The sequence below is a fragment of the Geminicoccus flavidas genome (assembly GCF_009806515.1).
GTDB lineage: Bacteria > Pseudomonadota > Alphaproteobacteria > Geminicoccales > Geminicoccaceae > Geminicoccus > Geminicoccus flavidus.
The window spans coordinates 1-11798 of the sequence record NZ_WUJP01000724.1; the positions used below are offsets into that span (position 1 = coordinate 1).

The following is an 11798-nucleotide window of genomic DNA, read 5'->3' on the forward strand; positions in this document are numbered from 1 at the left end:
GCCGCGAGTGCCACCGGCTCGGCATGGAAGTTGCCCCCGGACAGGATCTCCCCGTCCTCCGGGAAGACCAGCGGGTTGTCCGAGACCCCGTTGGCTTCGCGCTCCAGGATCCCGGCCGCATCCGAGAGCAGGTCCCAGCAGGCCCCCATCACCTGCGGCTGGCAGCGCAGGCAGTAGGGATCCTGCACCCGGTCGTCGCCGTAGCGGTGGCTCTCGCGGATCTCGCTGCCCTGGAGCAGCCCCGCCAGCTTCGCCGCCATGATCCCCTGGCCGGTCTGGTTGCGCAGCCGGTGGATGCGCGCGTCGAACGGCGTGTCCGACCCCTTGGCGGCGTCCACGGTCAGGGCACCGGCGATGAGCGCCGTGTCCAGCAGCAACTGGGCCTGCCACCAGCCATGGATCGCCAGCGCGGTCGAGACCTGGGTGCCATTCAGCAGCGCCAGGCCCTCCTTCGGCCCCAGCACCAGCGGTGCCGCGCCGATGCGGGCAAGCGCCTCACGGGCCGGCAGCCGCTCCCCCGCCAGCCGGATCTCGCCCTCGCCGATTAGGGCACCGCTCAGATGGGCAAGGGGCGCCAGGTCGCCCGACGCGCCCACCGAACCCTTGGCTGGCACCACCGGCAGGGCGTCGTGGCGCAGCAGGTTCAAGAGGGCGTCGACCGTGGCCGGCCGCACGCCCGAATGGCCATGGGCCAGCGAGGCGGCCTTGAGGATCAGGACCAGCCGGACCACGACGTCGTCGAGCGGGCGGCCCACGCCGCACATGTGGCTGAGCACGAGGCGCTTTTGCAGCTCCTCGACCTGGGCTGGCGAGATCCGGGTATGGGCCAGCCGGCCGAAGCCAGTGTTGACGCCATAGGTCGGCGCGTCCGCAGCCGCCGCCCGTGCCACCACCTGTTCGGCCGCCGCGATCTTCGGCCGGAACGATTCGTCCAGGACGAGCTCCAGGCCGGGCGTGCCCGCCCAGGCCATCAGCTCGCTCAGCACCACTCGGCCCGGAACCAGTTCCGGCATGCTCGCTCTCCTGCGTCCGCCTCTCGCTCTTAGGACGGTGGCGGCTTCGGCGCCATGGCCGAGACGGCAGCCGGCCGGGCCGTCGAGCCCGTGCGCCATGCCCGTGGCCCCATACGATGTCGCAGGCGGTAGCGGAGGGCCGATCCGCCGCGTATCAGGGGCGCGGACAGGTAGGTGGAAGCGGCTCCGGAGACCATCATAATGAACCCGATCCTATTCGCGCCCTCGCCCGAACGGATCGCGGCGAGCAACTGGACGGCGTTCCGCAATGCGTGGGCGGCGCGTGATCCGAGCGTGCCGGAGGAGCCGCGGGCGTTGTGGCGCCACAGCGTCACCTATGCGCCGGCCTTCTGGCAGGAGCTTCGGTCCCATGCCGGCGTGATCGACGAGGGCTCGCCCGAGCCGGCGCTGGTCGGCGACGCGATGCCGGGTGCGACGTGGTTCCCGAACCTGCGCCTGTCCTTTGCGGAGAACCTCCTGCGCCGCAGCGACGACGGCGTGGCGCTGATCGCCTGCGGCGAGCGCGGCAGCCGGCGCGAGGTCGACTTCGCCGAGCTGAACCGCATGGTCGCGGGCCTGCAGGCCTGCCTGCGCCGGCTGGGCGTCGGTGAGGGCGACCGGGTGGCCGGCCTCATGCCCAACATCCCCGAGGCGATCGTGGGCCTGCTCGCCGCCAACTCGATCGGCGCCGTATGGTCGTCCTGCTCCCCAGATTTCGGGCGGCAGGGCGTGCTCGACCGGTTCGGCCAGATCGAGCCCACCGTGCTCCTGACGGTCGACGGCTACAGCTATGGCGGCAAGCCGTTCGACATCCGGACCAAGGTCGCCGAGATCGCCGCTGCCATCCCGTCGCTGCGCGCGGTGGTGGTGGTGCCCTATCTCGAAGCCTCGCCTGACCTCTCGCCTGTGCCGAACGCGCTTAGCTGGCAGGAGGCGGTCCAGGGCGGCGAGGCCAAGCCGAGCTTCGTCCGCCTGTCGTTCGACCACCCGCTCCTGGTGCTCTACAGCTCCGGTACCACCGGTACACCCAAGGCCATCGTCCACGGCCAGGGCGGCACGCTGCTCCAGCACCTCAAGGAGCATCGCCTGCACGGCGACCTGAAGGACGGCGACCGGCTGTTCTATTTCACCACCACCTCCTGGATGATGTGGAACTGGCTGGTCAGCGGCCTTGCCTGCAACGCGACCCTGGTCCTGTGGGAGGGCTCGCCGTTCCATCCCGACCCCGCCGTGCTGTGGCGGCTCGCCGAGGCCGAGGGGTTCACCCAGTTCGGCACGTCCGCCAAATATATCGACGCCTGCAAGAAGGCCGGGGTCCGGCCGGCCGAGTTCGGGCTGGCGAAGCTGCGCACGCTGTTCTCGACCGGCTCGCCGCTGGTTCCGGAGAGCTTTGCCTGGATCTACGAGGCGGTGAAGCAGGAGCTGCAGGTGGCCTCGATCTCCGGCGGCACCGACATCGTGTCCTGCTTCGTCCTGGGCTATCCGACTCTGCCGGTCCGCATGGGCGAGATCCAGGGGCCGGGCCTGGGCCTCGCAGTCGACGTGTGGAACGATGACGGGCAGCCGGTGTGCGAGGAAAAGGGTGAGCTGGTCTGCACCCGGCCATTCCCCTGCATGCCGGTCTCATTCTGGAACGACCCGGATGGCAGCCGCTACCGGGCGGCGTATTTCGAGCGCTTCCCCGGCGTCTGGCACCATGGCGACTATGCCGAGATCACCGAAAGCGGCGGGATCGTGATCCATGGCCGCTCCGATGCCGTGCTCAACCCCGGCGGCGTGCGGATCGGCACGGCCGAGATCTACCGGCAGGTCGAGCAGGTCGAGGAGGTGCTGGAAGCGATCTGCGTCGGCCAGGACTGGGAAGGCGACGTGCGGGTCGTGTTGTTCGTGAAGCTCCGCCCGGGTCTGGAGCTCGACGACGGGCTGCGCGAGCGGATCAGGCGCCAGGTGCGGGCCAACACCACGCCCCGCCACGTGCCGGCCAGGATCGTCCAGGTCGCCGACATCCCGCGTACCATGAGCGGCAAGATCACCGAGATCGCGGTGCGCGACGTCATCCACGGCCGGCCAGTCAAGAACACCGAGGCGCTGGCCAACCCGCAGGCCCTCGACCTCTTCCGGGACCTGGAAGACCTGCGCCATTGACCAGGCCCACCACTGCCGCTGCCGGGCTGCGGGCGATCGGGCGCGAAGCGCCGATCTGGAGCCTCGCCGGCTGGCTGCCGCTCTGCCTGCTCTGGGCCACCGGCCATCTGCACTGGGTCGGCCTGCTGCTAGGTGCGGTGGTGGCATTCCTGGTCGGCGGCCTCCTGGCGCTCTGGCGGATCCGCGAGCTGGGCCCGCTACTCACCTGGGTCGAGCGGGTGCGCGATGGTCAGAGCACCGCCGGCGTGGTGCCGGACAGCTTCCTTTATGGACAGCTGCCCCAGGCGCTGCTGGCAGTGGAGCGCGAAACCCAGGCGCTGCGCCAGCAGGTTGCGTCCGCTGATGAGCTGCAGCGCGCCATCGTCGACACGGTGCCCGATCCGATGCTGGTGGTGAGCGCCCGCGGCCATGTCCGCATCGCCAATCCCAGCGCCGAGCAGCATTTCGCGCAGAAGCTGTCGGGCCAGCCGCTCGGGCGGTTCCTGCGCGACCCCGGCATCCTGGCTGCGATCGATTCGGCGATTCTGGGTGGCGTGTCCTCGACGGTGACCTTCAGCCCACTGCTCGAGCGGATGCGCCGCTATACCTGCCGGGTCCAGCCGGTCTTGATCGCCGGGGACGAGCCGGCCGCCGTCTTGTGCCTGCGCGAAACCTCCGAGCAGCTCGCGATCGAGCGAATGCGCTCGGATTTCATCGCGAACGCCAGCCACGAGCTGCGCACGCCGCTCACGGCACTCCTCGGCTTCGTCGAGACGCTGAAGGGACCGGCCAAGGACGACCCGGCGGCACAAGGGATGTTCTTGGACATCATGGCGGCCGAGGCCGCGCGGATGACCCGGCTGATCGACGATCTTCTGTCCCTGTCGCGGCTGGAGGCCGACAGCTCGCGCGCACCCACCGACGAGGTCGGGCTGGAGGAGCTGGTCGCGGCCACGGTGAGCGGGCTGGAGCCGCAGCTGCAGAAGAACGGCATGGTGGTGGAACTCGTGGCCGAGGACGGCATTCCGCCGGTGCGTGGCGACTACGACCAGCTCCAGCAGCTGGTCACGAACTTGGTCGACAATGCCTGCAAGTACGGGCGTCCGGGAACGCCGGTGCGGGTGGAGCTGAGCCGGCTGGACCCGGCCGGACCCGAGGCCGGACCACTCGCCGGCAGGAATGCGGTGCAGCTTGCGGTGATCGACCAGGGCGAGGGGATCGCGCCCGAGCACCTGCCGCGCCTCACCGAGCGGTTTTACCGAGCCGACAAGAGCCGCTCGCGCCGGGCCGGCGGCACCGGACTGGGCCTCGCGATCTGCAAGCACATCGTCAAGCGGCATGGCGGTCATCTGGGCGTGGCGAGCCGGCTGGGCGAGGGGTCGCGCTTCAGCGTGTTCCTGCCGCTGCGCTGAGCCGGGTACCCGCTGTCACGGTACTGTCACGGAGACATCATAAAAGCGGCACCGCCATGGGCCATTGGGGAGCCCATCGCACGTTACTCATTGGAGCCCACCAGATGAAGCATCTGGCCTACGCCGCGGCCGGTCTGGCCCTCGCTGCATTCGCGACCGACGCCCACGCCCGCGACCAGATCCGCATCGTCGGCAGCTCGACCGTGTTCCCGTTCTCCACCGCGGTCGCCGAGACGTTCGGCGGCAAGTCCGGCATGCCGGTTCCGGTGGTCGAGAGCACCGGCACTGGTGGCGGCATGAAGCTGTTCTGCAGCGGGGTCGGCGAAAGCACGCCCGACATCACCAACGCCTCGCGGCGGATCAAGGAGTCGGAGCTCGAGGCCTGCGCCAAGGCCGGCATCGATGCGGTGACCGAGGTCCAGATTGGCTTTGACGGCATCGTCCTCGCCTCTGACAAGTCGGCCCCGGACGTCAACCTGACCATCCCGCAGATCTTCCTGGCCCTCGCCAAGGAGGTCCCGGTGGACGGCAAGATGGCGCCCAACCCGTACCAGAAGTGGAGCGAGATCGACCCGTCCCTGCCTGACGTGAAGATCGAGGTCCTGGGCCCGCCGCCCACCTCCGGCACCCGCGACGCCTTCGTCGAGCTGGTGATGGATCACGGCTGCGCGACCTTCCCCGAGATCGAGGCGCTGGATGAGGATGCCAAGACGGCCGCCTGCCAGACGATCCGCGAGGATGGCGTCTATGTCGAGGCCGGCGAGAACGACAACCTGATCGTGCAGAAGCTGCAGGCCAACCCGAACGCGGTCGGCATCTTCGGCTACAGCTTCCTCGACCAGAACATGGACAGCCTGAACGGCCACCCGATCGACGGCAACGAGCCGACCTTCGAGAACATCGCCGCAGGCATCTACCCGGTTTCTCGCTCGATCTACTTCTATGTGAAGAACGCCCATGTCGGGGTCGTTCCGGGCATCAAGGAGTTCATCGAGGAGTTCACCAGCGAGGCCGCGTTCGGCGAGGACGGCTACCTGGCCGACAAGGGTCTGATTCCGATGCCGGAGGCGGACCGCGAGGCCGTGCGCAACAGTGCGATGGCGCTGACGCCGGTCAATCTGGGCTCCTGAGGGACTGAGGGCAGGGGGCGCCGATCGGGGCGCCCCCTGTTGCTTCGGCCGGCGGCACGGCCGTCCTGTCGACCGAGCCCTCGGCCTGGCGGTAAGACATGTATATATTAGCTATTATTCTGGTCATGGCGGCGGGCGCGTTCCAGCTCTCGCGCCAGCGGGCCTGGGCCCTGGCCGGCGGGCGCTCCAGCGCCCTGCACAGCCGCCCGTCCTACTATGGCTGGCACGCCGCCCTCCTGTCCGGCGGACCGGCGATCCTGCTGGTCATTCTGTGGTTCCTGTTCGCTTCCTCGATCGTCGGCTGGATCGTGACCGCCGGCCTGCCCGAGGCCGTGCGCAGCCAGTCGACCGAAGCGCTGCAGTTCTTCATGCAGGATGTGCGGCGGCTCGCGGCGGGCCTGCCGCTCGGCCGGGAAGCGACGCCAGAGGCGATCGACGCGGCCAATGCCTATGCTGCGGCGATGCTGGCCGGCAATTGGGTGTTCGGCATCATCGGCGTGCTGCTGGCCGGCTGGCTCGGCTGGCTCGCCTATCGTAAGGTCGACCCGAAATTCCGCGCTCGCAACCGCGTTGAGCGGTGGACGGACTATATCCTGCTCTCGGCCGCGGCGGTCTCCGTGCTGATCACCGCCGGCATCGTGTTCTCGGTGCTGTTTGAGAGCTTGCGCTTCTTCTCGATGGTCTCGCCGATCGAGTTCTTCTTCGGCCTGAACTGGAGCCCGCAGACCGCGATCCGCGCCGACCAGGTCGGCTCCAGCGGCAGCTTCGGCGCGGTGCCGCTGATCACCGGCACGCTCCTGATCACCTTCATCGCGATCTTCGTCGCCGGCCCGATCGGGATCATGGCGGCGATCTGGCTCTCCCAATACGCGCCTAGGCGGGTCCGGGACGTGGCCAAGCCGCTGATGGAGATCCTGGCCGGCATCCCGACCGTGGTCTACGGCTTCTTCGCCGCCCTCACCGTGGCTCCGTTCATCCGGAGCGTCGGCGAATCGCTGGGCCTGAACGTGGCTTCCGAAAGCGCGCTCGCCGCTGGCGTGGTCATGGGCATCATGATCATCCCCTTCGTGTCCTCCTTGTCGGACGACGCGATCAACGCCGTGCCCACTGCACTGCGTGACGGATCGTACGGCCTGGGCGCCACCAAGGCAGAAACCATCCAGCGGGTGATCCTGCCGGCAGCGCTGCCAGGCATCATCGCCGGCTTCCTGCTCGCGGTGAGCCGCGCCATCGGTGAAACCATGATCGTGGTGATGGCTGCCGGGCTTGCGGCCAACCTCACCCTCAACCCGCTCGCGGCGGTCACCACCGTCACGGTGCAGATCGTGACCTTGCTGGTGGGCGATCAGGAATTCGACAGCGCCAAGACCCTGGCGGCCTTCGCGCTCGGCCTGTTCCTGTTCGGCATCACCCTGATCCTGAACGTCATCGCCCTCTACATCCTCCAGCGCTTCCGGGAACGCTATGACTGAGCTGGTGTCCAACGGGGGCCGGTTCGCCGCGATCACGCAGCGGCCGCCCCGCCCAGAAGCGGTCGTGGCCGCGCACACGCGGCGGCGCTATGCCCGCGAGCGCCGCTTCAAGCTGATCGGCATGGGTGCCGTGATCGTGGCGATCGGTCTGCTCGCGATCCTGCTGGCCACGGTGCTCAGCAACGGCGCCGGGGCGTTCCAGCAAAACTACGCAGTGCTGGATGTCCGGTTCGACCCGGCCGAGATCGACCCTTCCGGCAACCGTGATCCCGAAGCGCTGGCCGATGCCGATTACCAGGCGGTCCTGAACGACGCCCTGGTCGCGGCGTTCCCGGACATGGACGACCGACAGGGGCGGCGCGCGATGCGGGCCATGCTGAGCAACAGCAGCGCGCTGCAACTGCGCCAGATGGTCCTGGACGATCCTTCGCTGATCGGCAGCACGGTCCCGGTCCGCTTCCTACTGGACGATGAGCGCGACCAGTACCTGAAGGGCGAGGTCGACCCGAGCCTTGCCGAGGCCAACCGCCGCCTGAAGGATCGTGACATCGCGCTGGTCGACCGGCTGGCGGAGCAGGGCCGCATCGAGACCGGCTTCAACTGGACATTGTTCACCAATGCCGACAGCCGCGAGCCCGAGCAGGCCGGCCTGCGTGCCGCCCTGGTCGGCTCCTTCTGGATGATGCTGATCTGCTTCCTCCTGTCGGTGCCCGTCGGCGTGGCCGCCGCGGTTTATCTGGAGGAGTTCGCGCCCAAGAACCGGTGGATCGACCTGATCGAGGTCAACGTCAACAATCTGGCGGCCGTGCCCTCGATCGTGTTCGGCCTTCTGGGCCTCGCGATCTTCCTGAACCTCTTCGGCGTCCCACGTTCGGCCTCCCTGGCCGGCGGGTTGACCCTGGCGCTGATGACCCTGCCGGTGATCATCGTGGTGACCAGGGCGGCCCTGCGCTCGATCCCGCCCTCGATCCGCGCGGCAGCATTGGGCGTGGGTGCGTCGCCGCTCCAGGTCGTGTTCCACCATGTCCTTCCGCTGGCGCTGCCGGGCATCCTGACCGGCACAATCATCGGCATGGCAAGGGCACTGGGGGAAACCGCACCACTGCTGATGATCGGCATGATCGCCTTCATCGCCAACGTGCCGAGTGGGCCGCTGGACCCGGCGACGGCACTGCCGGTGCAGGTCTTCCTGTGGTCGGACAGCCCGGAGCGGGCTTTCACCGAACGCATGGCGGCAGCGATCATCGTGCTGCTGGGCTTCCTGATCGCGATGAACGTGATCGCGGTTCTGCTGCGCAAGAAATTCGAACGGACGTGGTGAGCACCATGGCGACGGCAATCAAGGTCAACGATCTCCCGAAGACGGAGGTGCCCGCCGCCCAGCGGCCGGCACCCAAGATGTCGGCCCGGAAGGTCAACCTCTGGTACGGCCAGAAGCAGGCCCTGTTCGATGTCGACATCGACGTGGCCAAGAACTCGGTCGTGGCCCTGATCGGGCCGTCGGGTTGCGGCAAGTCGACCTTCCTGCGCTGCCTGAACCGGATGAACGACACGATCGACGGCTGCCGGATCGAGGGCGACATCCGTCTGGACGGCCGGGACATCTATGATCGCAGCGTGGACGTGGTGCAGCTGCGCCAGCAGGTGGGCATGGTCTTCCAGAAGCCCAATCCGTTCCCGAAGTCGATCTACGAGAACGTGGCCTATGGGCCCCGCATCCATGGGCTGGCCACGAACAAGGCGGAGTTCGACGAGATCGTCGAGACCAGCCTGAAGGGGGCCGGCCTGTGGAACGAGGTGGCCGATCGCCTGTCCCAGCCCGGCAACAGCCTGTCCGGCGGCCAGCAGCAGCGCCTGTGCATCGCTCGCGCGATCGCGGTGGCGCCCGAAGTGATCCTGATGGACGAGCCCTGCTCTGCGCTGGACCCGATCGCGACCGCCAAGATCGAGGAGCTGATCGACGAACTGCGTCAGCACTTCACCATCTGCATCGTCACCCACAACATGCAGCAAGCGGCACGCGTCTCGCAGAAGACCGCCTTCTTCCACCTGGGCAAGCTCATCGAGTTCGGGGATACCGACGAGATCTTCACCAATCCCAAGCAGCAGATGACCCAGGACTACATCACCGGCCGGTTCGGCTGAGCAAGGGAAGGGTGGCAGACATGAGCATGACCGAGAGCGGGCCGATCAAGAAGCACCTGGTGCGCTCCTATGACGACGACATCGAGCAGATCACCCGCCTGATCACCGAGATGGGCGCCATTGTCGAGCAGCAGGTGGCGTTCGCCACCCAGGCGCTGGCGGATGGCGACGAGCACGCGGCGCGCAGCGTGATCGACCGCGACCCCCAGGTCGATGCGCTGGAGGAACGGCTGGACCAGACCGCGATCCGGGTGCTGGCGATCCGTCAGCCAATGGCGATCGACCTGCGCATCATCGCGATGGCGCTCAAGATCTCCAACGACCTGGAGCGAATGGGCGACTATGCGGTCAACATCGCCAAGCGCGTGATCCGGCTGCAGAGCCAGACCCGGATCCGCACGATCCCGACCATGGTGATGATGTCGGAGATGTGCCAGGAGATGGTCAAGGACATCCTGGACGCCTATATCGCTCGCGATCCCGACAAGGCGATGGCGGTCTGGAAGCGTGACCAAGAAGTTGACAACGCGCACAACAGCGTATTCCGCGAGCTCCTGACCTACATGTTGGAGGATCCACGCAAGATCACGCCCTGCATCGATTTGATCTTCATCGCGAAGAACCTGGAGCGGATCGGCGATCATGCCACCAACATCGCGGAGAAGATCCACTACATGATCCATGGCGACGAGATCAACCGCAGCCGGGACGACGAGCAATGAGGCCCGTGATCCTGGTGGTTGAGGACGAGCCGCCGCTGCAGCAGCTCCTGGCCTACAACCTGAAGTCGGCCGGCTTCGAGGTCGTCCAGGCCTTCGACGGTGAGGAGGCGCTGCAGCTGATCGACGAGCGCGCCCCCGACTTGGTCCTGCTCGACTGGATGCTGCCGGAGGTTTCCGGCGTGGAGCTGTGCCGCCGGCTGCGCCGCCGCGCCGACACCTCTGCCGTGCCGATCATCATGCTGACCGCGCGCACCGAGGAGCATGACCGGCTGCGCGGCCTGGAGACCGGCGCCGACGACTATGTCACCAAGCCGTTCTCACCGGCCGAGCTGGTGGCCCGGATCCGCGCGGTGCTGCGCCGGGTCCGCCCGGCCTTCTCCGAGCAGACTCTGACCTTCCACGATCTGCGCATGGACCTGACCGCGCACCGGGTGTTCCGTAGCGGCCGCGAGGTCCACCTGTCACCGACCGAGTTCCGCCTCCTGCGCTACCTGCTGGAGAACCCCGGCCGGGTGTTCAACCGCAGCCAACTACTGGACCGGGTCTGGGGCTCCGACCTCGAGATCGAGCTGCGCACCGTGGACGCCACCGTCCGCCGCCTGCGCCGCTCGCTCAACCAGAACGGCGAGACCGACCTGCTCCGCACCGTGAGGGCCGAGGGCTATTCCCTGGACCTGAAGCACGGCATCCCGACCGAGGGCTTGGCCGAGACCGGCTGACCCCGCCCGTTGCCGGACCTCGTCACCCCAATCCAGCGGCCCGTCCCGTGCAGGGCGGCGGCGCGTGTGCCGAATGTGGGGAGGAGGGACGGGGAATAGGTGTGCCCGCCGGCCGTCGTCGCGCCCGGCCTTCCCTGAGCGGCAACGGCCCGATCCCTCAGAACGGCAGCAGGATGTCCAGCGCCTGCTGACCATAGCGCGGCTGCTGCACGTCGGTGATCTGGCCGCGGCCGCCATAGGCCATGCGCAGCTCGGCGATCTTCTCGTGGGCGATGGTGTTGTCGGAGGTGACGTCCTGCGGCCGGATCACGCCGGCCAGCACCAGCTCGCGCACCTCGAAATTCACCCGGATCTCCTGGCGGCCCCGGATCACCAGGTTGCCGTTCGGCAGCACCTGGGTCACCACCGCCGCCACCGCCAGCTTGATCTCCTCGTCGCGGCTGACCGTGCCGCTGCCGCGGCTGCCCGACTGGCTGCTCAGCCCGACGAAGTCACCGTCCTTCGATTCGTTGGACAGCAGGTCGCCGAGCTTGCCGGCCATCCCGAACATCTGGTTGATGCCCAGATCCTCGCTGTTCCGCCTGGCCCTCGTACTCTCGTTGCTGAGCTCCGCGCGGTCCGCCATGGTCACCCGGACAGTCACCACGTCGCCGATCTCCCGGGCCCGCTGGTCCTTGAAGAAGGCGCGTGCACCGCTGCGCCACAGCGAGTTGGCACCGGCCGTGGGGGCCGGCTCCGGCTCCGGCATCGGCAGGGAAACCGGCTGGTAGCCCGCCACCGCGACCGGATTCTCGATGGGTGTCAGCGGTGGTGTCTTGCCAATCGCCTCCAGGCGCTCGGAGATGCCGCAGCCGGTCAGCGGCAGGGCCAGGGCCAGGAGCGCCAGCCGCGCCCGCGTCAGCCTAGCCCGCCCGCCATCCGCCATCCGTTCCGTCAGCTCGACCGATGCCGGCCAGGCTCCGCCAATCCCCGTCATGAATCTTCTCCGATCACGATCTCACCTGCCGCCACGACCCGTCCCTGGACCTGATGGGCGCTCGTCAGGTTGCTGGCTCGCACCG

At 68.1% G+C, this 11798-nt stretch carries 10 protein-coding genes; 8 read left to right on the forward strand and 2 right to left on the reverse strand.

Annotated elements, in window-relative coordinates; genetic code table 11:
* On the reverse strand, positions 1–1013 hold a 1013-nt coding region (locus tag EQG76_RS20725; RefSeq protein ID WP_159716236.1), incomplete at its 3' end, for an aromatic amino acid lyase.
* Between the two features lie 201 nt (positions 1014–1214).
* Here EQG76_RS20725 and EQG76_RS20730 point away from each other — a divergent pair.
* From EQG76_RS20730 to phoB, 8 genes are all read left to right on the forward strand, one after another.
* Positions 1215–3158 (forward strand): acetoacetate--CoA ligase, encoded by a 1944-nt coding sequence (locus tag EQG76_RS20730; RefSeq protein ID WP_159716237.1) that lies wholly within the window; start codon positions 1215–1217, stop codon positions 3156–3158.
* On the forward strand, positions 3155–4549 hold the full coding sequence (locus tag EQG76_RS20735; protein ID WP_159716238.1) for a sensor histidine kinase: 1395 nt from the start codon (positions 3155–3157) through the stop codon (positions 4547–4549). The genes EQG76_RS20730 and EQG76_RS20735 overlap by 4 nt, the downstream gene beginning before the upstream one ends.
* A 104-nt stretch (positions 4550–4653) precedes the next feature.
* Complete coding sequence (locus tag EQG76_RS20740) at positions 4654–5679, forward strand: substrate-binding domain-containing protein (RefSeq protein ID WP_159716239.1); 1026 nt, start codon at positions 4654–4656, stop codon at positions 5677–5679.
* Between the two features lie 98 nt (positions 5680–5777).
* Positions 5778–7151 carry a phosphate ABC transporter permease subunit PstC gene (gene pstC, locus EQG76_RS20745; protein ID WP_159716240.1) on the forward strand — a complete coding sequence of 458 codons (1374 nt, stop codon included), beginning with the start codon at positions 5778–5780 and terminating at the stop codon, positions 7149–7151.
* Positions 7144–8472, forward strand: coding sequence for a phosphate ABC transporter permease PstA (pstA, locus tag EQG76_RS20750; RefSeq protein WP_159716241.1), 1329 nt, complete (start codon positions 7144–7146; stop codon positions 8470–8472). Before pstC ends, pstA begins: the two co-directional genes overlap by 8 nt.
* Before the next feature lie 77 nt (positions 8473–8549).
* Positions 8550–9296 (forward strand): phosphate ABC transporter ATP-binding protein PstB, encoded by a 747-nt coding sequence (gene pstB / locus EQG76_RS20755; RefSeq protein WP_235031479.1) that lies wholly within the window; start codon positions 8550–8552, stop codon positions 9294–9296.
* A gap of 20 nt (positions 9297–9316) precedes the next feature.
* On the forward strand, positions 9317–10018 hold the full coding sequence (gene phoU, locus EQG76_RS20760; RefSeq protein ID WP_235031477.1) for a phosphate signaling complex protein PhoU: 702 nt from the start codon (positions 9317–9319) through the stop codon (positions 10016–10018).
* Positions 10015–10737 carry a phosphate regulon transcriptional regulator PhoB gene (gene phoB, locus EQG76_RS20765; protein ID WP_159716243.1) on the forward strand — a complete coding sequence of 241 codons (723 nt, stop codon included), beginning with the start codon at positions 10015–10017 and terminating at the stop codon, positions 10735–10737. The genes phoU and phoB overlap by 4 nt, the downstream gene beginning before the upstream one ends.
* Before the next feature lie 157 nt (positions 10738–10894).
* Here the strand turns inward: phoB and flgH are convergent, their stop codons facing one another.
* The gene (gene flgH, locus EQG76_RS20770) at positions 10895–11662 is read right to left on the reverse strand and encodes a flagellar basal body L-ring protein FlgH (RefSeq protein ID WP_159716245.1); all 768 of its coding nucleotides are present in this window, start codon (positions 11660–11662) and stop codon (positions 10895–10897) included.
* Between the last annotated feature and the right edge of the window lie 136 nt (positions 11663–11798).

Bases quoted from the DNA above. Each gene is read 5' to 3' on its own strand.
- EQG76_RS20730 (WP_159716237.1), top strand. From the start codon at position 1,215: ATGAACCCGATCCTATTCGCGCCCTCGCCCGAACGGATCGCGGCGAGC.
- EQG76_RS20740 (WP_159716239.1), top strand. From the start codon at position 4,654: ATGAAGCATCTGGCCTACGCCGCGGCCGGTCTGGCCCTCGCTGCATTC.
- pstC (WP_159716240.1), top strand. From the start codon at position 5,778: ATGTATATATTAGCTATTATTCTGGTCATGGCGGCGGGCGCGTTCCAG.
- pstA (WP_159716241.1), top strand. From the start codon at position 7,144: ATGACTGAGCTGGTGTCCAACGGGGGCCGGTTCGCCGCGATCACGCAG.
- pstB (WP_235031479.1), top strand. From the start codon at position 8,550: ATGTCGGCCCGGAAGGTCAACCTCTGGTACGGCCAGAAGCAGGCCCTG.
- phoU (WP_235031477.1), top strand. From the start codon at position 9,317: ATGAGCATGACCGAGAGCGGGCCGATCAAGAAGCACCTGGTGCGCTCC.
- phoB (WP_159716243.1), top strand. From the start codon at position 10,015: ATGAGGCCCGTGATCCTGGTGGTTGAGGACGAGCCGCCGCTGCAGCAG.
- flgH (WP_159716245.1), bottom strand. From the start codon at position 11,662: ATGGCGGATGGCGGGCGGGCTAGGCTGACGCGGGCGCGGCTGGCGCTC.